General features: G+C 68.3%; 18 protein-coding genes. 14 read left to right on the top strand and 4 right to left on the bottom strand.

Features of this window, described 5'->3' with window-relative positions; all coding sequences use genetic code 11:
* Positions 1 to 87 precede the first annotated feature (87 nt).
* The 9 genes from ACS0OT_RS14075 to ACS0OT_RS14035 all read left to right on the top strand — a co-directional run bounded on the left by ACS0OT_RS14075 (position 88) and on the right by ACS0OT_RS14035 (position 14,150).
* Positions 88 to 2,115, top strand: coding sequence for a FimV/HubP family polar landmark protein (locus tag ACS0OT_RS14075; RefSeq protein ID WP_329889046.1), 2,028 nt, complete (start codon positions 88 to 90; stop codon positions 2,113 to 2,115).
* 26 nt (positions 2,116 to 2,141) lie between these two features.
* Entirely contained in the window at positions 2,142 to 2,504 is a 363-nt protein-coding gene (locus ACS0OT_RS14070) for a VOC family protein (RefSeq protein ID WP_262220153.1), read from the top strand.
* Between the two features lie 33 nt (positions 2,505 to 2,537).
* On the top strand, positions 2,538 to 3,308 hold the full coding sequence (truA, locus tag ACS0OT_RS14065; RefSeq protein WP_053500246.1) for a tRNA pseudouridine(38-40) synthase TruA: 771 nt from the start codon (positions 2,538 to 2,540) through the stop codon (positions 3,306 to 3,308).
* Positions 3,305 to 3,961, top strand: a complete 657-nt coding sequence (locus ACS0OT_RS14060) for a phosphoribosylanthranilate isomerase (protein ID WP_065179160.1) — start codon at positions 3,305 to 3,307, stop codon at positions 3,959 to 3,961. The genes truA and ACS0OT_RS14060 overlap by 4 nt, the downstream gene beginning before the upstream one ends.
* Before the next feature lie 168 nt (positions 3,962 to 4,129).
* On the top strand, positions 4,130 to 4,804 hold the full coding sequence (locus tag ACS0OT_RS14055; protein ID WP_005417969.1) for a DUF1449 family protein: 675 nt from the start codon (positions 4,130 to 4,132) through the stop codon (positions 4,802 to 4,804).
* Complete coding sequence (locus ACS0OT_RS14050; protein WP_442255861.1) at positions 4,804 to 6,822, top strand: hypothetical protein; 2,019 nt, start codon at positions 4,804 to 4,806, stop codon at positions 6,820 to 6,822. The genes ACS0OT_RS14055 and ACS0OT_RS14050 overlap by 1 nt, the downstream gene beginning before the upstream one ends.
* An 82-nt stretch (positions 6,823 to 6,904) precedes the next feature.
* The gene (locus tag ACS0OT_RS14045) at positions 6,905 to 12,292 is read left to right on the top strand and encodes a DNA repair ATPase (RefSeq protein WP_164092916.1); all 5,388 of its coding nucleotides are present in this window, start codon (positions 6,905 to 6,907) and stop codon (positions 12,290 to 12,292) included.
* Positions 12,289 to 12,996, top strand: a complete 708-nt coding sequence (locus ACS0OT_RS14040) for a cell division protein FtsY (protein ID WP_065179157.1) — start codon at positions 12,289 to 12,291, stop codon at positions 12,994 to 12,996. Before ACS0OT_RS14045 ends, ACS0OT_RS14040 begins: the two co-directional genes overlap by 4 nt.
* 44 nt (positions 12,997 to 13,040) lie before the next feature.
* The gene (locus ACS0OT_RS14035; protein ID WP_065179156.1) at positions 13,041 to 14,150 is read left to right on the top strand and encodes a toxic anion resistance protein; all 1,110 of its coding nucleotides are present in this window, start codon (positions 13,041 to 13,043) and stop codon (positions 14,148 to 14,150) included.
* Between the two features lie 71 nt (positions 14,151 to 14,221).
* Here ACS0OT_RS14035 and ACS0OT_RS14030 read toward each other — a convergent pair whose 3' ends face one another.
* The gene (locus ACS0OT_RS14030; protein WP_235649403.1) at positions 14,222 to 15,109 is read right to left on the bottom strand and encodes a LysR family transcriptional regulator; all 888 of its coding nucleotides are present in this window, start codon (positions 15,107 to 15,109) and stop codon (positions 14,222 to 14,224) included.
* A gap of 97 nt (positions 15,110 to 15,206) precedes the next feature.
* Between ACS0OT_RS14030 and trpB the strand changes: the two genes are divergently transcribed.
* From trpB to glmM, 5 genes are all read left to right on the top strand, one after another.
* Entirely contained in the window at positions 15,207 to 16,424 is a 1,218-nt protein-coding gene (gene trpB / locus ACS0OT_RS14025) for a tryptophan synthase subunit beta (RefSeq protein WP_005417953.1), read from the top strand.
* Complete coding sequence (locus ACS0OT_RS14020) at positions 16,421 to 17,101, top strand: hypothetical protein (RefSeq protein ID WP_005417951.1); 681 nt, start codon at positions 16,421 to 16,423, stop codon at positions 17,099 to 17,101. Before trpB ends, ACS0OT_RS14020 begins: the two co-directional genes overlap by 4 nt.
* 1 nt (position 17,102) lies before the next feature.
* Positions 17,103 to 17,912, top strand: coding sequence for a tryptophan synthase subunit alpha (trpA, locus tag ACS0OT_RS14015; RefSeq protein WP_164092917.1), 810 nt, complete (start codon positions 17,103 to 17,105; stop codon positions 17,910 to 17,912).
* A 215-nt stretch (positions 17,913 to 18,127) separates the two neighbouring features.
* Positions 18,128 to 19,003 carry an acetyl-CoA carboxylase, carboxyltransferase subunit beta gene (gene accD, locus ACS0OT_RS14010; protein WP_005417947.1) on the top strand — a complete coding sequence of 292 codons (876 nt, stop codon included), beginning with the start codon at positions 18,128 to 18,130 and terminating at the stop codon, positions 19,001 to 19,003.
* Positions 19,003 to 20,364 (top strand): phosphoglucosamine mutase, encoded by a 1,362-nt coding sequence (gene glmM / locus ACS0OT_RS14005; protein ID WP_065196991.1) that lies wholly within the window; start codon positions 19,003 to 19,005, stop codon positions 20,362 to 20,364. The genes accD and glmM overlap by 1 nt, the downstream gene beginning before the upstream one ends.
* Before the next feature lie 78 nt (positions 20,365 to 20,442).
* On the opposite strand, the gene ACS0OT_RS14000 is transcribed toward glmM, so the two are convergent.
* The 3 genes from ACS0OT_RS14000 to ACS0OT_RS13990 are packed head-to-tail and all read right to left on the bottom strand — an operon-like array spanning position 20,443 to position 24,336.
* Complete coding sequence (locus ACS0OT_RS14000; RefSeq protein WP_134955820.1) at positions 20,443 to 21,300, bottom strand: polysaccharide deacetylase family protein; 858 nt, start codon at positions 21,298 to 21,300, stop codon at positions 20,443 to 20,445.
* Positions 21,293 to 22,438 (bottom strand): glycosyltransferase family 4 protein, encoded by a 1,146-nt coding sequence (locus ACS0OT_RS13995; RefSeq protein ID WP_065179154.1) that lies wholly within the window; start codon positions 22,436 to 22,438, stop codon positions 21,293 to 21,295. The genes ACS0OT_RS14000 and ACS0OT_RS13995 overlap by 8 nt, the downstream gene beginning before the upstream one ends.
* Positions 22,439 to 22,458: 20 nt before the next feature.
* On the bottom strand, positions 22,459 to 24,336 hold the full coding sequence (locus tag ACS0OT_RS13990) for a DUF3413 domain-containing protein (protein WP_164092919.1): 1,878 nt from the start codon (positions 24,334 to 24,336) through the stop codon (positions 22,459 to 22,461).
* Positions 24,337 to 24,371: the final 35 nt, after the last annotated feature.

Raw genomic sequence — 24,371 nt, 5'->3', positions numbered from 1 at the left:
GTGCGTGTCTGCTGGCCAGCGGCCGGCGCTACCGAAGGTCCCCTCGGTGGGTGCGGACCCCGGTCCGCACGCTTTATAGTGTCGCCCATGAATAAACGGGCCAGGGGCGCGAAGCGCCCGCTCCTCTATCTTTCCACCGCGCTGCTGGCCCTGGCCAGCAGTTCGGCGCTTGCCCTGGGCTTGGGTGACATCCGTGTCCTGTCCAAGCCGGGCCAGCCCCTGCTGGCCGAAATCCCGGTAGTCTCGGCCGATCCATCCGAACTGGAGAACCTGCGCGTCGCGCTGGCCTCTGCGGTCACCTTCGAACGCGTTGGCCTGCAGCGGCCGGCCGGGCTGGTCAGCGAGCTGCAGTTCGAACTGACTCGCAATGCGCAGGGCAGAGCGGTGGTGCGGGTGACCTCGCAGACGCCGGTCGAAACCCCGTCGCTGAGCTTCCTGATCGAGGCCGACTGGGGCCAGGGCCGCCTGGTGCGCGAATACTCGGCGCTGGTCGATGCGCCCTCCAGCGCACTGGCGGTGGCCGAACCGGAAATCGTCGCGCCGGCCGGTACCCTCTCCAACACCATCGTCCGTGACGTTGCACCGGCACCGGCCGCTGCGGAGAGCGCAAGCGCACCTGCGCCGTCCACTGCGGCAGCGCCGGCACCTGCATCGGCTCGCCCGCGTGCAGGGGCTGCACCCGCTGCCGCGCAGGCAGCCGATGGCAGCGTCATCGTCCAGCGTGGGCAGACCCTGTCGCAGATCGCCAGCGCGGTGGCCCGCGGCAACCAGGTCAGCCGCGACCGCGCGATGATCGCCCTGCTGCGGGCCAACCCGGAGGCCTTCATCCGCGGCAACGTCAACCTGCTCAAGCAAGGCGCCGTACTGCGCATGCCCGGCAGCGATGCACTGGCGGCGGTCGATGCCGCCGAGGCCGCAGCGCTGGTGCGCGAGCATGCCGCGCAGTGGCGGCAGGCGCGCACCGTGCCGCAACCGGCGGGTACCGTCGCCCCGGTGGCCGCGGCGGCAACCACGAACGCTTTTTCCCCGGCCGCGGCCAATGGGGCACGACTTGAAATCGCCCCGGCGCTGGCTTCCGACGCCGCGCGCGCGGGCACAACCACCGGCACTGGAGCCGGCAGCGAGGGTGACATGCTGGGCAACGAACAACTGCGCCAGGCACGCGAGGACATCGCGACCCGCGATGCCGAGATTGGCGAGCTGAAGCAGCGCGTCGCCGACCTGGAAAAACTCAAGGAACAGCAGCAGTCGCTGATCGCGATGAAGGACAACGACCTGGCCGCCGCGCAGCAGCGCCTGGCGCAGGTACCGGATACCCGCGATGCGGCAACGCCGTGGTACTGGCTGGGGCTGCCGGTGCTGCTGCTGGCGGCCGGTGCAGCCTGGCTGCTGCGTCGTCGCAAGCCATCGCCGCTGCCGCCGCTGCGCGACGAAGACGATGCCGCCGGTCTGATCGCTGCGGTACCGGCGGGCGCGGCGCTGGATACCCTGGCCGAGCAGTCCTCGTGGTCGTCGGTGGTGCCCGAAGCGGGCCGCCAGGAGCCGGCGATGCCGGCTTGGGCGAGCGAAACCGGGGGGCAGGATGACGTGGTTGCCGAACCGGTCGCCGACGTCGCCGCCCAGGCTGACTGGCAGGCGCAGACGCTGCGCGATGACGAAGTGGTGGAGCTGCCCGAGGCAGTGACCGACCTGCCGCGCTGGGACGAGCCGGTGCTCACGCAGGAGGATCCCACGCCGGCCGCCGCAGCGCAGGATGAGCCGCTCGCGCAGGCGGCCCCCGGCGAGGTGGCAGTGCCGGACTACGCGCTGCATGCCGAACAGCAGCCGCAGTTCCGCGGCGTGTTCGACCTGCCGGCCGAGCACCCTGACGGCGAGGCTTCAGGCGCAGCGCCGCACGACGCGCTGGCCGCAGCGCCGCATGAAGACGGTACTGCGGCGCCGGCCGGCGATGCCGGCTGGGCGCCGCGCGCCGGGCAGGAGCGCCTTGAGCTGGCCATCGCCTACCTCGACCTGGGCGATGCCCAGACCGCGCGAACGTTGCTGCAGGAAGTGGCCGAGGGCGGCGACCTGCACTGCCAGGCCCAGGCCCGCGAACTGCTGGCCCGCCTGCCGTGATCGACCCTGCCGACAAGGACCCCGTCATGAGCCGCGAGCGCCGCATCGACTACATTGAATTCGCTTCCACGGATCCTGCGGCCAGCCGCGCCTTCTTCGAGAAGGCGTTCGGCTGGTCGTTCGTAGACTATGGCAGCGACTACACCGCGTTCGACGACGGCCGCCTGCAGGGCGGCTTCTTCCGCGGCCAGCCGCTGCGGGCCAGCGATGCCGGTGCGCCACTGCTGGTGCTGTACGCTGACCAGCTGGCACCGATCGAAACGGCGGTGCTTGACGCTGGCGGTGAGATCGTGCGGCCGGTGTTTTCCTTCCCCGGCGGCAGCCGTTTCCAGTTCGTCGAGCCCGGTGGCAACGAACTGGCGGTGTGGTCCGAACGCGATCCGGCCTGAGCGCCGCCCCTCCCGCAATATCTGAGGTAGCACATGCGTTACGCGCTTGGCGTCGAGTACGACGGCAGCGATTTCAGGGGCTGGCAGAACCTGGGCGAGGGCGGCCCGAGCGTGCAGGCCAGCCTTGAGCAGGCCCTGTCGTCGGTGGCCGATTCGCCGCTGCAGGTGGTCTGTGCCGGCCGCACCGATGCCGGCGTGCACGGCCAGTGCCAGGTCGTGCATTTCGATACCGACGTGGTGCGCGATCCGCGCGCGTGGATGCTGGGCACTACCACCCGCCTGCCGCGCTCGATCGCAGTGCGCTGGTGCGTGCCGGTGGCCGGGGATTTCCACGCGCGTTTCTCCGCGCGCGCACGCCGCTACCGCTACCGCCTGCTCAACCGCGAAGTGCGGCCCGCGCTGGACCGGCAGACCTTGAGCTGGGAGCGCCGCGCGCTGGACGAGACCCTGATGCACGCCGCCGGCCAGGCCCTGCTCGGTGAGAACGACTTCAGCGCGTTCCGTTCGGTGCAGTGCCAGGCGCTGCACGCCCGGCGTGAGCTGCAGTCACTGCAGGTCAGCCGCCAGGGCGAGGTGATCGAGGTCGCCGTGCAGGGCAATGCATTCCTTCATCACATGGTCCGCAATATCGTCGGATCGCTGATCCTGGTGGGCAGTGGCGAGAAGCCGGTGGAATGGATCGCCGAACTGCTGGCCGGGCGCGATCGCACCGTAGCCGGTCCCACCGCACCGCCGCAGGGCCTGGTGTTCCTTGGACCCCTGTACCCCGACAACTGGCACCTGCCCGCCGAGGTCACGCTATGAGCCGTTCCTACTACCGCACACGCATCAAGTTCTGTGGCATGACCCGGGCCGGCGACGTCCGCCTGGCCGGTGAGCTGGGCGTGGACGCGGTGGGTTTCATCTTTGCCCGTGAAAGCAGCCGCCGGGTCGCTCCGGCCGAGGCACGCGCGATGCGCCAGGCGATCGCGCCCATGGTCGACGTGGTGGCGCTGTTCCGCAACAACAGCAAGGAAGAAGTGCGCGAGGTGCTGCGCACGGTACGACCGACCCTGCTGCAGTTCCACGGCGAGGAAGACGAGAGCTTCTGCCGCAGCTTCAACATGCCGTACCTGAAGGCGATCGCCATGGGCGGCCGTGAAGAGATCAACGCCCGCACCCTGCAGCTGCGCTATCCCAGCGCCGCCGGCTTCCTGTTCGACAGCCACGCGCCGGGCGGCGGTGGCGGCACCGGCGTGGCCTTCGATTGGGGCCGCATTCCGACCGGCCTGCATCGCCCGTTCCTGCTGGCCGGTGGCCTGAACCCGGAAAACGTCTACGACGCGGTGCTGGGTACCCTGCCGTGGGGCGTGGATGTCTCCAGTGGCATCGAACTGGAGCCGGGCATCAAGGACGGCGATAAGATGCGCACCTTCGTCGAGGAAGTGCGCCGCGCCGATTGCACGGTTCTTGAGTGATTGGCGTCACTATTTGCCGTGATCTGGACCTGGATTTGAGCCTGCACGCATTCTTCACATAGGATGGACCCAAGCGCGCCTGCCATGAGGGTCGGCGCGGGGATCGACGGGACGTGCATGGCGCGTCCCGAACGGGTGGCCGCCGCCCACAGCCCAGGAAGGCAAGCGATGCAGGAGTTCCTCACCGTCGTGTTCGGTTTCCCGACCCTCCCGTACAGCATCGTGCTGGCGGTGGCGGTGCTGTATTGGGCACTGGCGGCCTTCGGCCTGGTCGACGACGGGTTTGGCGATGCCGGCGCCGATGGGGCACTGCATGGCGACCCACATGAGCTGCAGGGACTGTCCGCGCTGCTGGCGCGCTGGGGCCTGGGTGGGGTTCCCCTCATGCTTGTGGTGACGCTGCTGGGTTTCTTCGCCTGGATCGTCACCTATTTCGTCCATCTGTTCGTGCTGTTGCCGCTGCCGGACCTGCTGCGCTGGGCCATCGGTGCGGTCGTGGCCCTTCTGGCGCCGTTGCCGGCGGTGCCGTTCACCGCGCTGCTGCTGCGCCCCGTCCGCAGGTTCCTGCTGCGCCTGCGCCCGGTGGCGCAGGCCTCGCTGCTGGGGCGTACCGGCGTGGTTGCCTCGCCGAAGGTGGATGCCTGCAGCGGTCACGCCACCTTCGACGATGGCGGCGCCGGACTGGTGCTGCAGGTGCGCAGCGAGATCGAACTGCAGCGTGGCGAGCGCATCGTGCTGGTCGAACACGTGGCTGATCAACACCATTACCGGGTGGTCCGCGCCGACGCGGTCGCCCTCGACTTCCAGGACAACCTGCTTCCGGGCAACAAGGAGAATCACTGATGACGTTGGCAACCATGGCCCCCTTCCTGATCGGCGTAGCCGTGCTGCTGGTCGCACTGCTCGGCCTGGCCGGCCTGTTCAAGGCCTTCTACCGCAAGGTCGACCAGGGCGTGGCCCTGATCGTCAACGACATGAGCTCCACGCCCAAGGTGCACTTCACCGGTGCGCTGATCATCCCGGTGCTGTACCGCGCCGAGCTGATGCGGATCAGCCTGATCACGCTGCAGATCGACCGCCGCGGCAAGGAAGGCCTGATCTGCCGCGACAACATGCGTGCCGATATCGCCGTGGCGTTCTACCTGCGGGTCAACGAGACCCAGGCCGACGTGCTGCGGGTGGCCAAGGCCATCGGTGCCGACCGTGCATCGGACAAGCATGCCGTCGACGAGCTGTTCAACGCCAAGTTCTCCGAAGCGCTGAAGACGGTCGGCAAGAAGTTCGACTTCACCGAACTGTTCGAGAAGCGCCAGGAGTTCCGCGACGAGATCATCGCGGTGATCGGCAATGATCTGAACGGCTATGTCCTTGAGGACGTGGCGATCGACTACCTGGAGCAGACCCCGAAATCGCTGCTGGACCAGTTCAACATTCTCGATGCGCAGGGCATCCGCAAGATCACCGAATTGACCGCCGCGCAGAACGTGGTGACCAACGAGCTGGAGCAGAACGAGAAGCTCGCCATCACCAAGAAGAACGTGGAAGCGCGCGAAGCGCTGCTGGCCCTGGAACGCCAGCAGGCCGAAGCCGAAGCGCGGCAGAAGCGTGAGATCGAGACCATCCGCGCACGCGAGGAGGCCGAGACCGCCAAGGTGCAGGAGGAGCAGCGCCAGTTGTCCGAGAACGCCCGCATCGAAGCGCAGCAGCTGATCGAGATCCGCGACCAGAACCGCCTGCGCGAAGTGGAAGTGGCCGAGCAGAACCGCCAGCGTGCCGTGGCCATCGAGGCCGAGCGCGTGGAGCGCGCACGCCAGCTGGAGCAGGTCACCACCGATCGTGAAGTGCAGCTGCAGGGCGTGGAGCGTGACAAGGTGGTTGAGCAGGGCAAGATGGACGTGGCCAACATCACCCGTGAACGCATCTCCATCGACAAGACCGTGGCGCAGGAAGAGGAGCGCATCAAGGAAGTGCGCGAAGTCTCCGAGGCCGACCGCCAGAAGCAGGTGCTGATCCTGGAAGCCGAGGCCAAGGCGCAGGAAGCGCTGGTGCGCGAAGTCAAGGAAGCGCAGGCGCGCGAGACCGCTTCAAAGCATCGCGCGGTGGAACTGACCACGCTGGCCCAGGCCGAGCATGAAGCGGCCGGCAAGCAGGCCGAAGCCAAGCGCCTGTTGGCCGATGCTCTGCGTGCCGAACAGGCAGCGCCGGGCCTGGCCGAAGCGCAGGTGCGTGAAGCTTCGGCGCTGGCCATCGAGAAGGTCGGCATTGCCGAAGCGCGCGTGATCGAAGCCAAGGCCGAAGCCAGCCTGAAGCAGGGCAGCAACGAAGCCCGCGTTCTGGCCGAGACCCTGCAGGCGCAGGCGCAGGGTGAGGAAAAGATGGGCCTGGCCCGTGCCACCGCCACCGAGTCGCTGGGCAATGCCGAAGCCGGCGTGGTGCAGAAGAAGCTGCTGGCCGAGGCCGAGGGCCTGGTGCGCAAGTTCGAAGCCATCGCCTCGCTGAGTGACCAGGCACGTGGCCATGAAGAGTTCCGCATGATGCTGGACAACAGCCTGAAGCAGGCGCTGGCCTCGATCGAAGCCGGCAAGGAAGTCTCGCGCGAGAACGCCAATGTCATCGCCAGCGCGTTGCGCAACGCTGATATCGACCTGGTCGGCGGCGACGGCGGCATGTTCGAGAACCTGGTCAAGGCGGTGTCGCTGGGCAAGTCGATCGAAGGCTTCGCCGGCAAGAGCCCGATCGTGCAGGAGCTGATGCAGCGCTACCTGGGCGTGGCCGTGGCCGAACCGGCGGCGCGCCAGATCGCCGAGGATGCTGAAGCGGTACCGACCGTGTCGGCTACCGTGGTCGACAGCGCCCGTTGATGCATCGGGCGATGGCCGCCGCCATCGCCCGCCCGCGCCGGCCGCAACCGCGGCCGTCCGCCCGTGAGCCGGAAACCTGCTGATGTCTGAAACCCATCCGTCCGCCGAATCCACTGCGCCGGAGGCCGGCGGCAGCACCGTCGACCAGGCTGTCGCCCAGGGCGGCGCCTACGAAGTCCTGCGCCGCCGCCTGGCCGAGCAGGGCCAGCGCCTGCAGGGCCTGGCCGAAACACTCAACCGCCAGCGCCTGGCCGAGTTCGGCGACAGCCGCCTGGAGGTGGTCGGGCGCTTCCGCATCCGCAGCGACAACAACTGCGTCGGCCGTGACATCGTGCAGGTGGGCCCGGACCGCCTGCTGTTCGGCTACAACGTGTTCATCGGGTTGAAGACCCAGACCCGCATCGAGGATGTGTTCGGCCTGTACCGGCTGGTGCAGGGCAGCGATGGCTACGACGTCGCTGCCTTGGAGCTGAAGGGCAGCTTTCTCGACCAGCCCGGCTTCGTGCACGATTTCAACGAGTTGTATGCCTACTACAAGCACGCGCGCCTGCTGCAGCTGATCGTGGTCGGCGACAAGCTGCTGGCCTCGTTCCAGATCGGCGAGCGCAGCAGCGACGTGCGCGTGTTCCGCTGGGCGCTGTCGCGCGAGGGCGAGCTGACTTACCTGGATGCGCGCGGTGAGCGCGATATCGCACTGCCGCCGCCGTTCGACTTCGAATGGACCCGGGCGACCCGCGACCTCGCGGTCAACGGCCGCCACTCGCACCTGAACATCCTCGACACCCTGTTCGTTGAGACCACCGGTGGCGACCTCACCATCAAGGTCGAAAACAACACCGAAACCGGACAGGGCATCTACAGTGAACCCGTGGAGGACAGCACGCAGTCGCTGGACGACGCCCAGTTCGAGTTCGCCCGGGTCGGCTCACTGGTATTGCTGAAGGTGCTGCCGTACCGCGAGACCGAATGGCGCGGCCTGATCTACAACACGCTGACCGGCGGCATCGTGCGCAATGATGCGATCGTGCAGGCCTGCGTGCAGCTGCCCGAAGACCATGGCGTGATCTTCCCGGGTGGCTATTACCTGCAGGGCGGCGAGCACAAGGCATTTGATGCCTCGATGGCCGGCATGCAGTTCAAGCGCAGCATCCGTTCGCCAAACGGCGAGGACGTGCTGTACATCTTCTACGAGCGCGAAGGCGGGCGCTCGGCGCTGTTCGTCTACAACACCATCCAGCGCGTGCTGCAGAACCCGGTGTTCGGCCATGGCTACGCCTTGATGCAGGACGGGCGCATGGTGCTGTTCCATGCCGAGGGCAGCGAACCTACCCGCATCCATCCGATGCAGGTCTGGCAGACGCCGTTCAGCAGTGACGAGTTTGCCGCCAGCCGACCGCCCGGCAACACCTTCATGGGCCGCATCGGCAACGCCGAGCTGGTGCGCGGCATCTCCAACCTGTTCAACCTGGCGCGCGAGATTGAAGGCCAGGACGTGTCGGTACAGCGCTACCAGCGACTGGTGGCCGATACCCGGCGCCTGTTCGATGCGCACCACTGGCTGGGCGACGAGGCCTGCGATGGCGCCGAGGCGCTGCTGCGGCAGATCAGCGCCACCGGCGAATCGGTGCTGGACGAGTACGAGAAGGTGCAGTCGATCCGCCAGCAGTCAGCGCAGGCGATGGTCGAGGCAGAGGCCGCGCACAAGGCGCTGCTGGGCCGGCTGCAACCGCAGAACTGGAGCGAGGTGCAGGCCTTCGTCGAGGCCCTCAACGCGATCACCGCATTGCGCGGGCGGCTGCTGACCCTCCGCGAGCTGCGCTACATCGACACCGCGCGCATCGAGACGATGACCGTCGAACTGGTGGAGGCACAGGACCGTGTTGGCGCCGCCACCGGTGACTTCCTCGCCGGCGAGGAGGCGCTGGCGCCGCTGGCCACGCGCCTGCAGGCGCTGGACGATGCCGCGCAGCAGGCACAGACGGCGCGCCAGCTGGACGAGCAGTTGGAAGGCCTGCGTGGCATGGCGTCCGACCTGGACATGCTGTCCGAGCTGATGGCCGGCCTGAAGGTGGACGATGCCACTGCCCGCACCCGCGTGGTCGAGTCGATCTCGGTGCTGTACGGTCGCCTCAACCAGGCGCGCGCGCGTGCTGACCAGCGCCGCAGGTCACTCGGTTCGGCCGAGGCCGTGGCGCAGTTCGCCGCCCAGTTCGCGCTGTTCTCGCAGTCGATCACCAGCGCGCTGGCGCTGGCCACCGACCCCGAACGTGCCGACGAGCAGTTGTCGCGCCTGCTGGTCCAGCTGGAAGAACTGGAGAGCCAGTTCGGCGAACACGAGCAGTTCCTCGGCGACATCCTGAGCAAGCGCGAAGAGCTGGTCGAGGCCTTCGAAACGCACAAGCAGGCCTTGCTGGATGACCGCCAGCGCAAGGCGCGTTCGGTACTGGATGCGGCCAATCGGATCCTCGACGGCCTGGCCAGGCGCACCGAGCGCTTCGCCACCGCCGATGAGCTCAACGCGTTCTTTGCCGGCGATCCGCTGATCCTCAAGCTGCGTGAGCTGGCCGAGCGCCTGCGCACGCTGCACGACAACGTCAAGGCCGACGACATCGAGGCGCGGCTGAAGGGCGTGCGTGACCAGGCGGTGCGCCAGCTGCGCGACCGCAGTGACCTGTACGAAGCCGGCGGCAACGTGGTGCGGCTGGGCCCGCGCCATCGCTTCAGCGTCAATACGCAGGCACTGGACCTGACCCTGTTGCCGCGTGGCGATACGTTGGCCATCCATCTGACCGGCACCGACTTCCTGGAGACCCTGCACGACCCGGAGCTGGACGCACTCAAGCCGTTCTGGCCGGTCACCCTCGACTCGGAATCGCCCACGCTGTATCGCGGCGAGTACCTGGCCGGCAGCCTGCTGCTGGCCGCGCAGGAGGGGCGCGACGGCCTCGATCTGGCTGCGCTGCAGCACGACGTCGCGAATCCGGAAGCGCTGGATCAGCGCGTGCGTGCGTTTGCCGCACCACGCTATCGCGAAGGCTACGAGCGCGGCATCCATGACCACGATGCGGCACTGATCCTGCGTGCGCTACTGCCTTTGCAGCAGGCGGCCGGCAGCCTGCGCCATGCACCGCGGGTGCGTGCGCTGGCGTTGCTGTTCTGGGCCGCCGAGCAGCGGCGCGAAGCGGTGGCGCAATGGCCGGCGCGGCAGGTGGGCGCCGAGGCGCTGGCACGCCTGCTGGGGTCCGACGAAGGGCGTCTGGCGTTGCGCACAGAAATGGCCGAGACGCTGCTGGCGTATGCGCAGTCCCACGCGTTGCCGTTCGATGCCGATGCCGCGGAGGCTGCATCCGCCTATCTGGGCGAAGAACTCGCGGCGGGCGATCCGGTGTTCAGCAGCAGCCGCCACGCGGTGGCGCTGCTGGAGGCATTGGCCCAGCAGCTGGAGCAGGCGGGGCAGCGTGAGGCGGTCGAGCGTGCCCTGCAGCGCGGCCAGGATCCACTGGCTACGCGTTGGTCATTGGCTGGGCAGTGGCTGCGCGCAGTGGCGCGGATGCCGGCGCATGCCCAGCATGCCGGCTATGTCGACGAAGCCGCCGCGTTGCTGCTGGTGCAGCGCCAGTTGCGCACCCGTACCAGCGATGCCGCACTGCAGGCGGAGGTCAATGGCCTGCTGGGTGAACACGCACGCATCAGCAATGGCACGCTGGTGGTATCGCTGGATGATTTCCTGGCGCGCCTGCAGCAGCACCTGCGTCATTTCGTGCCAGCGTTCCATGCCTACCAGGCGCTGCGCCAGGGCATCATCGGTCGCGAGCGCGAGACCCTGCGGCTTTCCGAGTTCAAGGCGCGGCCGCTGTCCTCGTTCGTACGCAACAAGTTGATCAACGATGTCTACCTGGGCGTGATCGGTGACAACCTGGCCAAGCAGATGGGCACGGTCGGCGAGAACAAGCGCAGCGATCTGATGGGCCTGCTGATGATGATTTCGCCCCCGGGCTATGGCAAGACCACGCTGATGGAATACGTGGCGCACCGGCTGGGCCTGGTCTTCATGAAGATCAACGGCCCGGCGCTGGGCCACGAGGTGCGCTCGCTGGACCCGGCCCAGGCACCGGACGCGACCTCGCGGCAGGAGCTGGAGAAGCTCAACCTGGCGCTGGAAATGGGCAACAACACCATGCTGTATGTGGACGACATCCAGCACACCCATCCCGAGTTCCTGCAGAAGTTCATCTCGCTGTGCGATGGCACCCGCCGTATCGAGGGTGTGTGGCGCGGTCGCACACGCACCTACGACATGCGCGGCAAGAAGTTCTGCGTGGTGATGGCCGGCAACCCGTACACCGAGTCCGGCGAGGTGTTCAAGATTCCGGACATGCTGGCCAACCGTGCCGACATCTACAACCTCGGTGACGTGCTCGGTGGCATGGAGGCCGCCTTCACCCTCAGCTACATCGAGAACAGCCTGACCTCCAATCCGGTGCTGGCGCCGCTGGCTACGCGCGACATGGCCGACCTGTATGTGCTGGTCGACCGCGCGATGGGCAAGGAGGTCTCGACCAACAGCCTCAGCCACGCCTACAGCAGCGCGGAGATCAACGAGATCACCGCCACCCTGCAGCGCATGCTGCGTGTGCGCGACGTGGTCTACCGGGTCAACCAGCAGTACATCGCCAGCGCCGCACAGGACGACCGCTACCGCACCGAGCCGCCGTTCCGCCTGCAGGGCAGCTACCGCAACATGAACAAGCTGGCCGAGAAGATCTCCCCGGTGATGAACGAGGACGAACTGCAGCAGTTGATCTCCGACCACTACCTGGGCGAGGCGCAGCTGCTGACCACCGGCGCCGAAGAGAACCTGTTGAAGCTGGCCGAACTGCGCGGCGTACTGGATGACACGCAGGCGCAGCGCTGGGCGCAGATCAAGCGCGACTTCCTGCGCAACAAGGCCATGGGTGCCGACGACAGCGATGTCGGCGGGCGCGTGGTGGCGCAGCTGGCCGATATCGCCACCGCGCTGCAGCTGCCACCGCCCGCGCCAGAAGCGATCCCCGTTGCGGCCCCGGCGCCGTGGCCGGCGCTGCTGGAGGCCCTGCATCGCCTTTCAGAGGCGCGTCCCGCCGCCGCGCCGGCGCCGGTCGTGGCAGCCCCCAGCGTGCCGGCCACGCCCCTGGCCGAAGACCTGCAGGCGGGCCTGGCGCCGCTGGTGGAGCTGCTGGCGGCATCGCAGGCGCAGCAGGTGCAGGTGTCGCAGACCCTGGCCGCGTTCGCCGGCTGGGCGCGACAGCAGGTCGAGCGGGGCACGCCGAGCGCTGTGGTGGCGCAGCGCGCGCGCGTGCGCCGCGCCGCGACGCCGGAGGAGCGGGCGCTGGATGAGGCGCTGATGCGCCACTTCTACGGCGAGTCATTGCCACCGGAAGACGGCGATGGCATGCCGGCATCCACGCCGAAGCCGCCGCCGCTGCCGTGACCACGCGCGTGCCACTGCCGCCACCGATGCTGCCGGATACGGTCGATGTCGCTGCGCTGGCCGACTATGGTGCGCCGTTGCTGCAGGCGCTGGCGCGGCGCGAAGCGCCGTTGCCACCGGATGCGGGCGAGCGCCTGGTGGCTGCGCTTGCGCGCATCGCGCTGGCTCTGCAGGCCGGCAACCCGGCGCAGATCCGGCAGCAGGAAGGCTGGTGGGGACGGCTGCTGGGGCGCGATGTCGCTCGCGAAGCAGAAGGGCACGCGCTGCAGTCGCAGCTGGGCGTACTGGCCCTGCAGGCGCGTGAGCAGGCCCAGCACCTGCAGCAGCACATGCAGCTGCGGGCCATGGCCATCGTTGAGCATTCCGCGGCGGCCGCGGCGCTGGACGGCTGGGCCGAACTGGCTGCGTCGCGGCTGACGACGCTGGATAGCGCCGGTCAGGCCGCGCTGTCGCATCGGCTGGACCATCTTCGCCGGCTGGCCTCGCTGCGCCGCCTGGAAGCCGGTCAATGGCAGCTGCTGCAGGACCAGGACAACATGCTGCTGCAACGCTTCGCGCGCATCCATGACGTGCTGCTGCCGGCCTGGCGGCAGGCTGCAGTGGCGGGCCAGGCCGCTGCGGGCGCTGCGTTGGCTGGCAAGGCTGCCACGTTGCACGCACAGATCGATGACGAGGTGGCCGCGGCTCAGGCTAGACTGCCTTGAGCCGGCCGCCGCTGCCGCTTACCCAACTGCAAGGAGACTGCCCGATGACCCAGGACAGCCAGACCCCCGGTGCCCTCGTACCCGGCACGACCACCGCCACTGCGCTCGACGAAGGTGCACTGCAGGCGCTTGGGCTGGTCCGCGAGGATCTACCGCGCATCGCCGAGATCCGTCTGGAACTGGACGATCTGCGCCCGGGCAACCTGCAGGTGTTCGGCCGCGAGGCGGCCACGCGCACCGCCGCGTTCTCCAGCCAGTTGCTGGACCAGGTGCGCAATCGTGACCTGGATGCCAGTGGCGAGAAGCTGGGCGAGGTGGTGCGCATCGCGCGCAGCCTGAAGCTGGATGGCTTCGCCCAGCGTTCGAAGGTGCCGGTGATCGGTGGCCTGATCGACCGCATGCGCGCCTCCAAGGGCGAGCTGGTGCAGAAGTTCAGCGACACCAACGCGCAGATCGAACAGCTGCTGGCCGACGTCGGCGTGCAGCAGGCGTTGATGGGCAAGCGCGTGGGCGAGTTCGACCGCATGCACGATATCGTCCGCGAAGAACGTCGTGCGCTCGGCCTGTATGCGGCAGCGGGCAAGCAGCGGCTGGCCGAACTGCAGGCCGAACAGCTGGCCGGGCAGGCCAGCGAGGACCCCCAGCAGCGCATCCGCCAGGGCGAGATCGACAATGCGATCCGGTTGATCGAGAAGCGCGTGTCCGACCTGCAGCTGATGCAGCACGCCGCCGATCAGTCGCTGCCGATGATCCGCCTGATCCAGGCCAACGCTCTGCAGCTGATCGAGAAGTTCAACACCGTCCGCGACATCACCATTCCGTCGTGGAAGCGCCAGTTCGCCATCCAGCTCTCGCTGGGCGAACAGAAGGCTGCGGTCGAACTGTCCACGGCCATCGATGACGCCACCAACGAACTGATGCGCCGCAATGCCGACCTGCTGCGCCAGGCCTCGGTGGATACCGCGCGCAGCAACCAGCGCGGCGTGATCGACGTGGCCACGCTGCGCCATGTGCACGACCAGCTGATCGCCACGGTGGAAGAAGTGCGCAGCATCCATCGCGAAGGGATGCAGCAGCGGCAGCAGGCCGAAGTCGAGCTGTCGCGCCTGCGCGAAGACCTGCAGCAGCGCCTGGCCACACCGACCGCCAGCTGAAAAAAGGGGACGGAGGGAATTAAGTCGTTTGTGCCACTTGCGACTTAATTCCCTCCGTCCCCTTTTTGTTGTCAGCGGAGTTGCTGGCCCAGCCAGTCGGCGAGCGCATCCACGCGCGCATCAGGTGGTCCGTCCGGTCGCGCCAGCACCCAGAAACCACCGGTGGCGGCAAACCCCCACGGCGCGACCAGTCGCCCGGCGGCCAGGTCCTCGGCCACCAGTGGCTCGGGTGCGATCGCCGGGCCCAGCCCGGCCACCGCTGCCTCCAGCAGGTAGTACAGATGCTCGAAGGCCGTACCCAGCTGCAGCTTCGCGGGGTCCATAGCGTGCGCCTGCGCCCACGCCGGCCACGCCTGCGGCCGTGAGCTGGTGTGCAGCAGCGTTTCCTGCAGCAGCGCCGAGGGCGGTACATGCCGCAGTCGCTGCGCGGCCGGATGCGAGGGGGCCACCACCACGCCGACCCGTTCCGGGGCCAGCTCACGCACCTGCCAGCCGCGGGGCCACGGCCCCTGCGCCAGCAGCAATACCGCATCCAGTGCCGCCTGTGCCTCGGTGAAGCTGCCATCCAGCGCTGACCATTGCAGGCGCACGCCGGGCAGGGCGGCCTGCAGCGCAGGCAGGCGCGGGATCATCCAGCGCGCCAGCACGCTGCCGCTACAGCCCAGTACCAGCGCCGGGGCCGCCGCCGGCCGCCGCAGTTCGCGCACGCAGTCTTCGATGCCGCCGAAGGCCTCGCTGCACGCTGCCTGCAGCCGCGTGCCCGCAGCGGTCAGGCGCAGGCCGCGACCGGCACGCTGGAACAGCGCCAGGCCGAGATGGTCTTCCAGCAGCTTCAGCTGGCGGCTGACCGCACCGTGGGTGACATGCAGGTCGTGTGCGGCGCGGCCAACGCCGCCGAGACGGGCGGTGGCCTCGAACGCACGCAGCGCATTGAGCGGCGGCAGCAGGGAACGGCTCATGTGAGATTTCCTGACGATATGCGCCAGATAATATCCATTTTCCGGTCAAGACCCGTGCGCTAGAGTATCCACCTGTCTCGAACCAGCGGTCGCTTCCATGTCTGCCTCCCCCATTGCCGACTACCACGCCTTCCCGGATGCCCAGGGCCATTTCGGCCGCTACGGCGGCAGCTTTGTTGCCGAAACCCTGGTGGGTCCGCTGCAGGAACTGGCCCAGGCGTATGACCAGGCCCGTCAGGACCCGGCATTCCAGGCTGCCTACGACCGCGACCTGGCCCATTACGTGGGCCGGCCGAGCCCGATCTACCATGCCCAGCGCCTGAGCGACCATGTCGGCGGCGCGCAGATCCTGCTCAAGCGTGAAGACCTGAACCACACCGGCGCGCACAAGATCAACAACACCATCGGCCAGGCGCTGCTGGCCGCGCGGATGGGCAAGAAGCGCATCATCGCCGAGACCGGTGCCGGCCAGCACGGTGTTGCCAGTGCCACCGTTGCCGCCCGCCTGGGCCTGGAATGCGTGGTGTACATGGGCGCCACCGACATCGAGCGGCAGAAGATCAACGTCTACCGCATGAAGCTGCTGGGCGCGACGGTGGTGCCGGTCACCTCCGGCTCGGCCACCCTGAAGGACGCGCTCAACGAAGCGATGCGCGACTGGGTGACCAACGTGCAGGACACCTTCTACATCATCGGCACCGTGGCCGGCCCGGATCCGTATCCGCGCATGGTCCGTGACTTCAACGCCATCGTTGGCCGCGAGGCGCGCGAGCAGATGCTGGCCGAGTATGGCCGCCTGCCCGATGCGATCACCGCCTGCGTCGGCGGCGGCAGCAACGCCATCGGCCTGTTCCACGCCTTCCTCAACGATCGCCAGGTCGAGATCGTCGGCGCCGAAGCCGCCGGCGACGGCATCGGCACCGGCCGCCACGCCGCATCGATCGCCGCCGGTCGGCCGGGCGTGCTGCATGGCAACCGCACCTATGTGCTGTGCGACGACGACGGCCAGATCATCGAGACCCACTCGGTGTCGGCCGGCCTGGACTATCCGGGCGTCGGCCCGGAGCATGCTTTCCTGGCCGATACCGGCCGTGCGCGCTACCTCGGCATCACCGATGAAGAAGCGCTGCAGGCCTTCCACCTGCTGGCGCATACCGAGGGTATCCTGCCGGCACTGGAGTCCAGCCACGCACTGGCACAGGCGATCAAGCTGGCGCGTGAGCGTCCGCGTGACCAGATCGTGCTGTGCAACCTGTCCGGCCGTGGCGACAAGGACGTGCACACCATCGCCGCGCGCGAAGGGCTGGTGCTGTGAGCGCGCTGCTGCGGAACAGCGGGGTGCTTCTGCTGGTGCTGGGCCTGGCCGCGTGCCAGCCGCCGGAACCGCCAGTGCTTGCGCCGGCTGCCAAAGCCACCGCGCAGCCCGCACAGCAGCCGGCCGCCAACGATGACCTCGACCCGATGGCGCGTACGCCGATCGTCGATCCGCCGTCTGCGGAAGAGAGCAACGGCGACAACGCCCCCGCCGTCGCCTCGGTGGCACTGGACCATGCCGGCGAAGTGCTGGTCGGCCAGCACATGGGGGACCTGAAGTCACTGGGGCCCTGGAAGGCACAGGGCGCGAAAGAGTTCTTCGAAGGCGACTGCGAGTACTACGACGGCAGGGGGTTGCCGCCGGGCGTGTCGATGATGACCGACGACGACCGCGTGGTCCGTTTTGATCTGAAGCCGGGCGACGACCCGGAGCTGCCGGTTGAACAGCCCGGTCCATTCGGCCTGCGCATCGGCATGACCCGTGCCCAGGCCATGGCACAGTTCCCGAAGCCGCCGGTATCCAGCCCGCATGCCTACGACGGTGACCAGGGCGAGTACCTCACCTGGCAGGACCCGGGTTCGGACCTGGGCATCCGCCTGGAACTGTTTGAAGGGAAGGTCACCCGGATGTACTGGGGAACCAGCGATGCGATTGAACTGATTGAAGGATGTGCCTGAAATGCCCGTATCCCGACTCGATGCCTGTTTCCTGCGTCTGCGCGAACAGCAGCGCAAGGCGCTGATTCCCTTCGTCACCGCCGGTGATCCCTCGCTGGAGGCGACCGTGCCGGTCATGCACGCACTGGTCGAGGCCGGCGCCGACGTGATCGAACTGGGCGTGCCGTTTTCCGACCCGATGGCCGATGGCCCGACCATCCAGCGCAGCTCCGAGCGCGCGCTGGCGCGCGGCGCCGGCAGCCGCTACGTCCTGCAGGCCGTGGCGCAGTTCCGCGAACGCGATGCGCAGACCCCCGTGGTGCTGATGGGCTACCTCAACCCGGTGGAGATCCATGGCTACGCGGCCTTCGCCAAGGCCGCCGTCGACGCCGGCGTGGACGGCGTGCTACTGGTCGACCTGCCGCCGGAAGAAGCGGGCGACGCCCAGCAGGCGTTCGACGCAGCCGGCCTTGCGCTGGTCCTGCTGGCGTCGCCGACCACCAGCGAGGCGCGAGCCGACGAGCTGCTGGCGCTGGCCCGTGGCTATCTCTACTACGTCAGCTTTGCCGGTGTCACCGGCGCGTCCGAGCGCCTGGACAGCGATGCCGCCAGTACCCGACTGCAGGCGTTGCGCGCGCGCGCATCGGTGCCGGTAGTGGCGGGCTTCGGTATCAAGGATGCCGCCAGTGCCGCGGCCATGGCCCGCCAGGCCGATGGCGTGGTGGTCGGAAGCGCGCTGGTGGCGGCGCTGGCAGAAGCGGGCTCGGCGGAAGACGCGGTGCAGCGCGCCCGGGCCTTCCTCGCCCCGCTGCGGCAGGCGCTGGACGCGTAACAGGACTGCCGGCCGCTGGCCGGCCTCCTCCTGATGGCTCGCGTGCAAGGGCTGCCGGCCAGCGGCGGGTACCGCCCAGCACCTAAACGTACGTCCCAGCATGGTTTTTTCCGGCTGCCCCGCGGCTGGAAAGGGGGTGCACGGGCGGGGAAAGCGGAGCTAGACTGTCCGCCTTTGCGGCCCCTGGGCCGCCCTGAACGGAAGTGTCCTCCCGCATGAGTTGGCTCAGCAAGTTGATGCCGTCCGGCATCCGCACCGACAACACCCCCAGCAAGAAGCGCAGTGTCCCCGAGGGCCTGTGGGAAAAGTGCAGCAACTGCGGCAGCGCGTTGTACCGTCCGGAACTGGAAGAGAACCTGGAAGTCTGCCCGAAGTGCGGCCATCACATGGCGATCCGCGCGCGCGCGCGCCTGGCCGCCCTTTTCGACGCCGACAGCACCACCGAGATCGGTGCGCGCCTGGGGCCGACCGACCTGCTCAAGTTCAAGGACCAGAAGAAGTACAGCGAGCGCATCAAGATCGCGCAGAAGAACACCGGCGAGTACGACGCGCTGATCGCCATGCGCGGCCTGCTCAAGGGCCGTGCGCTGGTGGCATCGTCCTTCGACTTCGCCTTCATGGGCGGCTCGATGGGCTCGGTGGTCGGCGAGCGTTTCGCACTGGCCGCAGAAACCGCGGTCGAGATCGGTGCGCCCTACGTGTGCTTCTCGCAGAGCGGTGGCGCCCGCATGCAGGAAGGCCTGTTCTCGCTGATGCAGATGGCCAAGACCTCGGCCGCGCTGGGCAAGCTGCGTGAAGCCGGGCTGCCGTACATCTCGGTGCTGACCCATCCGACCACCGGTGGTGTCTCGGCCTCCTTTGCGATGCTGGGCGACATCAACATCGCCGAACCGCAGGCGCTGATCGGCTTCGCCGGCCCGCGCGTGATCGAGCAGACCGTGCGCGAGAAGCTGCCGGAAGGCTTCCAGCGCTCGGAGTTCCTGCTGGAGCACGGTGCCATCGACCAGATCTGCGACCGCCGCGAGCTGCGTGACCGCCTGTCCGACCTGCTGGCGATGCTGGGCCGTCAGCCGGCGCCGGAGGTGGCATGATGGGAGGCCGCAAGTACTTCGGTACTGATGGCATCCGTGGCCGGGTCGGCCAGGGCGTGATCTCGGCCGACTTCGTGCTGCGCCTGGGCAACGCCCTGGGCCGTGTACTGGTCGCCCAGCGCGGCCAGGACGGGCGCCGGCCGATCGTGGTGATCGGCAAGGACACCCGCATTTCCGGCTACATGTTCGAGGCGGCACTGGAAGCCGGCCTGGTGGCCGCCGGTGCCGACGTGCAGCTGCTGGGGCCGATGCCGACTCCGGCGGTGGCGTTCCTGACCCGTACGCTGGGCGTGGATGCCGGCATCGTCATCAGCGCCTCGCACAACCCGCACTACGACAACGGCATCAAGTTCTTCTCCGCCCAGGGCGAGAAGCTCGACGATGCCACCGAGCTTGCCCTCGAAGCGGCGCTGGACGTTCCGTTCACCACCGTCGAATCGGAGAAGCTGGGCAAGGCATCGCGTGGCCGCGAGGCGGTCGGCCGCTACATCGAGTTCTGCAAGGCCAGCGTGCCGCGCGCGTTCGACCTGCGTGGCGTACGCCTGGTGCTGGACTGCGCGCACGGCGCCACCTACCAGATCGCACCGCTGCTGTTCCGCGAGCTGGGTGCCGAGGTGATCGGCATTGGCGCCGAGCCCAACGGCGTCAACATCAACGCCGGCGTGGGCTCCACCCATATCGACAATCTCGCGGCCAAGGTCCGCGAAACCCGCGCTGATCTCGGCATTGCCTTCGACGGCGACGGCGACCGCGTGCTGATGGCCGACGACCAGGGCAACCCGGTCGACGGCGATGACCTGCTTTACATCCTGGCCCGCGCATGGAAAGCCGAAGGCCGCCTGCGCGGCCCGGTGGTCGGCACGCTGATGAGCAACTACGGCGTGGAGAAGGCCTTCGCCGATCTGCAGATTCCGTTCGTGCGCAGCAACGTCGGTGATCGCTATGTGCACCAGGCGCTGATCGAAGGCGGTGGGGTGCTCGGCGGCGAAGCCTCCGGCCACCTGCTGTGCCTGGATCGGGCCACCACCGGTGACGGCATCGTCAGTGCGCTGCAGGTGCTGGTGGCGTTGCGCAACAGCGGGCAGACCCTGCGCCAGGCATTGAAGGGACTGGTGCGGGTGCCGCAGAAGACGGTCAACGTGCGGCTGGGCAATGTCTCGGCCAAGGCAACGGTGCAGGCCGACAGTGTGCAGGCCGCGCTGGCCGACGCGCAGCAGTCGGTGGCCGGCCGTGGCCGTGCGTTCCTGCGCCCGTCCGGTACCGAGCCGGTGGTGCGTGTCACGGTCGAGGCCGATGATGCAACGCTGATGCAGGACACGCTGGACCGCCTGTCCGCGGCGGTCCGTGAAGCCGCCGCCTGAGGCCGCTGCACATCAGCCCAACGAAAACGCCCCGGAATGCCGGGGCGTTTTCGTTGAAGGGGCAAGGCGTTGGGCTGCCTACGGCCCCGGCACCATCTTCTTCTGGCGTGCCTTGAAGCCATTGAACAGCGGTGCGATCAGCGGGTTGTAGCTCTGTGCGATGCGTTTTCGCAGCCAGCTGGCCGGGCGGTTGCGGATCGCGAAGCGGTAGATGCGTTCCGGATCGCCGCCGACCACGTTGCGGCCGAACGGGTGGGTGGTGTGCAGGTAGCGGAAGCCGTGCTCGCGCGCCACCTCGATGTGGTCCTGGTCGAAATCGCCGTAAGGCCAGCACAGCGTATCGGACACCTCGCCGAGCTTGTCCCGCAGGACTTCGCGCGAGACTGCCAGATCGTGGCTCAGGCCCGCACGGCGCTGTGCGCGGTCCAGGTCGTCGCGGCGCAGCCAGCGGGTGTGGGTATGGGTGTGGCAATGCACTTCGAAGGTGCCGGCGGCGATGGCCGCGCGCGCTTCGCTCCAGCGCATCATCACGTCGTCGCTGCGGTTCTGCTGGTAGATCGCCGCTTCGCAGCCGCGGTGGTCCGGCGTGGCAGGCAGCACTGCCCCGGCAAGCCCCGCGTGGGGCCGCTCCGGGCCTTCACCCATCCAGCCGGTGACCACGAACACCACTGCGTGCATGCCGTACTTCTGCAGGATCGGGTGCGCATACACCCAGTTGTCCAGGTAGCCATCGTCGAAGGTGATCACGATCGACTTGCGCGGCACCGGCTTGCCGGCCAGGAAGCCGGCGTACTGGTCCAGTGTCAGCGAAGTCCAGCCGTTGCCGGCCAACCAGGCGATCTGGCTTTCGAAATTTTCCGGTGACACGGTGATCATGCCCGGCGACGGACTGACGTGGTGGTGCATCAGCACCGGTACGGTTCGGGCATCAGCCATGTCCCAGCTCCTTCAGCCACTGGCGGTAATAGTATTCGGTGGTCTCACCGTGGCCGTCGGGAGTGAACCGGTGCGCGCTGCGCATCCAGTCCCAGCCCGCGCGGCCCATCTGCCGCCGCCGTTCCGGATCGTCCACCAGCAGGCGCAGGGCGCCTGTCAGGGCTGCATTGTCGCCCAGCCGGGTGAGGATCGCATTGCTGCCATCGACCACCATTTCCGGCACGCCACCCACGCGCGTGGCCACGATCGGCACCCCGACATAGGCGGCCTCCAGGAAGACGGTACCGGCCGCTTCCTTGTGCGAAGCCAGCGCGAAGATGTCGAAGCCGGCCATCAGCCGGCACGCGCCGTCACGATAGCCGAGCAGGTGGACCTGCTGCTGCAGCCCGTGCTCGTCGCGCAGCGCCTGCAGTCGATCCATGACCGGCTGGCCATCGCCGACCACCACCAGGTGCAGGTTCGGGTGCGTCTTGCACAGCGGCACCATCGCCTGCAGCAGGTCGGCGTGGCCCTTGGGTTCGCGCAGCACCGCCACGCAACCGACCACGATGTCCTGTTCGCCGAAGCCGAGCTCGGCGCGCACTTCCGCGCGTACCTCCTGCAGGCATTGCCAGGGGTCGTCCTTGCGGATCTCGCTCCAGCGCGGCGGGACCGCGATGGGCGGCACGATACCGATGTGTTCGGCCGGAATGCCGCGCTCGGCCAGCAACTGCTTGACGAAGCTGCTGACGGTCAGCACCCGGTGCGGCAGGCCGGTATAGGTCAGCAGCGAGTTGACCGGGCTCATCAGGTGGCGCGAGCGCACCACCAGCGGCGTGCCGCCCAGGCGTGCGCCGGCGGCGGCGATCAGCGCGTCACGGCGGCTGGTGGTGTTGACCACGTCATAGCGTTCGCGGCGCACCAGGCGCGAGACCGACCAGATGCCGCGCAGCAGACGCAGCAGGCCGCCCATGCGCAGGGTGTGCACGGTGAAACCGTCGTCGTGTGCCAGCTTGGCCAGTCGCGCTTCGGGTTGGCACAGCAGCGCCACCTCGTGGCCACGCGCGCGCATCACCTGCATGTGGCGGAAGATGTAGATCTCCTGTCCGCCCATTCCCTTGGCGGCTTCGGTGTGCAGGATGCGCAGCGGACGGTTCATGCGGGATCGATCCTTGAAGGTCAACGATTGCGGAAGCGGGTCAACGCTTCCCATGCAGTGCGTACGGCAGCCGCATCAGGGGCCTGCTGGGGCAGCGGGAGGTAGTGCCGGTCCAGCGCTGTGGCGTTGCCGAACTTGTCGAACACGTAGATCGCGTCGCCATGGCGTATCGCGCGCTGCGACCAGCTTTCGACCACCAGCGCACGCGGGCCCTGCGGTTCGGCCAGCAGGTCCTGGCCGGTGCTGTAATCGGTCAGTGCGTTCTCGCAACCCAGCGCGTGGCGCATCAGTGTCGGTACCCAGTCTTCGTGCGAGCTGGTGCGGGCGTCGCGGCCAGCGGCCCTGCCTGGCCAATGCAGCACGAACGGGACCTGCAGCTGGTAGTCGGAGAAGTTGCCGTTGTGGCCCCAATAGTTCAGCTTGAGGTCGTTGAACTCTTCGGCATGGTCGCCGGTGACCAGCACGATGGTGTCCTCGGCCAGGCCCTGTGCGCGAAGGTCGTCCAGCAGCGAGCCGATCAGGCTGTCTGCGTAGTGCACGGCGGTGCGGTAGCGGTTGAGTTCCGGCGTCGGGTCGTGCTCCGGGCCGAATTTGAGGAAGTCGATGTCCGCAGCCATCGGCGTCGCCACGGGCGGGTAACCATCGGGCATGTGGTAGGGCGCGTGGGTGGAGTCGAGGAACACGAAGCCGAACCACGGGCGCTGCGCCGCCTGGCTGGCGCGGATGTCCTGCTGCAGTGCACTGATGATCGCGCGGTCGCGGCCGTCGGACTTCAGTGCCGATGAACCCTGGTGCAGCTGGTCGCGCACATCGGCGAAAGCCGTGCGATCGAACTCCGGGCTGTACAACGGCGCACTGCCGTACAGGTGCAGGTCGTAGCCCTGCTGGCCCAGCACCTGGAACAGCTGCGAGCCGCGCTGCTCGTCGAGCATGCTTGGCCAGTAGCCACCGGGCAGGCCGTACAGCAGCCCGAACAGGCCGTAGCGGGTGGCATTGCCGGTGCTGAAGTGCTGGTCGAACACGCGCGCGTCCTGCGCCAGCGCCGACGTGTTGGGCATCAGCTGCGGTGTCAGCACGTCCTGGCGCAGCGATTCCAGCACCACCATCAGCACATTGGGACGATGCGGGTTCTGGCAGCGCAGCGGGTGCAGTGGGTACTGCAGCTGCGCATGGCGCGGGTCGGGCAGGCCGGCCTGCTGCTGGCTGACCACGCCCAGGCGCCGCATGAAGCTCTTGGCGGTGATCGGTTGCGCCCACGGCAGGTAGTTCCACTGCGCGATCACATCGCGGTCGCCGCGGGCGTCGTAGTAGGCGGTGGCCACCTGGCCGCCGGCCATCAGAAGCGCGACCGCTGCCCACGCCTGCAGCACCCGTCGCCGGCGCGGCACTGCCGGCAGCAGCTTCCAGCACGCCCAGGCCAGCAGGCCTTCGGCGGCGAAGACCGCGGCGACCAGCAGCGCGACCTGCAGCCAGGTCTTCCAGGACAGGGCGACCTGGTCCTGCAGGGCGCCGCCGAACACCATGTTCACGACCATGGCGTTGAGGTGGAAGCGGTACAGGGTGAACACCTTGGCGTCGACGAGCAGCAGGCACAGCCACAGGCCCTGCAGGAGAACGGCGCTGATGCTCAGCGTACGGGCAGTGCGTGGCCACAGCCCCAGCAGCAACGGCAGCAGGCCGGCCAGCGCGCCGAACGCGAGCAGGTGGCCGGGCAGGGCGATCGCGAGGTAGGCCAGGCCCGCGCTGCCGCCTGGATTGTCCCGCAGCGGCACGTTGCCCAGTGCGATCGCCGCAGCCAGGACCGCATTGCCGGCGACGAACAGCGACCACCAGGCCAGCCGGCGCCAACGCCGGGTGGAACCTTCAAGGGCGGGTGCGGCAGGGGCGGCTGCAGACATGGCGAAGCGGATTCAGGGAGCGGGGAAAAGGTCGG

It is taken from the genome of Stenotrophomonas maltophilia group sp. RY12688, assembly GCF_052149045.1.
Lineage (GTDB): Bacteria > Pseudomonadota > Gammaproteobacteria > Xanthomonadales > Xanthomonadaceae > Stenotrophomonas > Stenotrophomonas sepilia.
The sequence above is the reverse complement of the archived record's forward strand: the minus strand, read 5'-3'. Positions and strand labels throughout refer to the sequence as shown.

Coding starts and splice junctions, on each gene's coding strand:
- ACS0OT_RS14045 (WP_164092916.1), top strand. CDS start 6,905: ATGTCTGAAACCCATCCGTCCGCCGAATCCACTGCGCCGGAGGCCGGC.
- ACS0OT_RS14075 (WP_329889046.1), top strand. CDS start 88: ATGAATAAACGGGCCAGGGGCGCGAAGCGCCCGCTCCTCTATCTTTCC.
- ACS0OT_RS14000 (WP_134955820.1), bottom strand. CDS start 21,300: ATGGCTGATGCCCGAACCGTACCGGTGCTGATGCACCACCACGTCAGT.
- ACS0OT_RS14050 (WP_442255861.1), top strand. CDS start 4,804: ATGACGTTGGCAACCATGGCCCCCTTCCTGATCGGCGTAGCCGTGCTG.
- ACS0OT_RS13995 (WP_065179154.1), bottom strand. CDS start 22,438: ATGAACCGTCCGCTGCGCATCCTGCACACCGAAGCCGCCAAGGGAATG.
- ACS0OT_RS13990 (WP_164092919.1), bottom strand. CDS start 24,336: ATGTCTGCAGCCGCCCCTGCCGCACCCGCCCTTGAAGGTTCCACCCGG.
- trpB (WP_005417953.1), top strand. CDS start 15,207: ATGTCTGCCTCCCCCATTGCCGACTACCACGCCTTCCCGGATGCCCAG.
- ACS0OT_RS14055 (WP_005417969.1), top strand. CDS start 4,130: ATGCAGGAGTTCCTCACCGTCGTGTTCGGTTTCCCGACCCTCCCGTAC.
- truA (WP_053500246.1), top strand. CDS start 2,538: ATGCGTTACGCGCTTGGCGTCGAGTACGACGGCAGCGATTTCAGGGGC.
- accD (WP_005417947.1), top strand. CDS start 18,128: ATGAGTTGGCTCAGCAAGTTGATGCCGTCCGGCATCCGCACCGACAAC.
- glmM (WP_065196991.1), top strand. CDS start 19,003: ATGGGAGGCCGCAAGTACTTCGGTACTGATGGCATCCGTGGCCGGGTC.
- ACS0OT_RS14060 (WP_065179160.1), top strand. CDS start 3,305: ATGAGCCGTTCCTACTACCGCACACGCATCAAGTTCTGTGGCATGACC.
- ACS0OT_RS14030 (WP_235649403.1), bottom strand. CDS start 15,109: ATGAGCCGTTCCCTGCTGCCGCCGCTCAATGCGCTGCGTGCGTTCGAG.
- trpA (WP_164092917.1), top strand. CDS start 17,103: ATGCCCGTATCCCGACTCGATGCCTGTTTCCTGCGTCTGCGCGAACAG.
- ACS0OT_RS14035 (WP_065179156.1), top strand. CDS start 13,041: ATGACCCAGGACAGCCAGACCCCCGGTGCCCTCGTACCCGGCACGACC.
- ACS0OT_RS14070 (WP_262220153.1), top strand. CDS start 2,142: ATGAGCCGCGAGCGCCGCATCGACTACATTGAATTCGCTTCCACGGAT.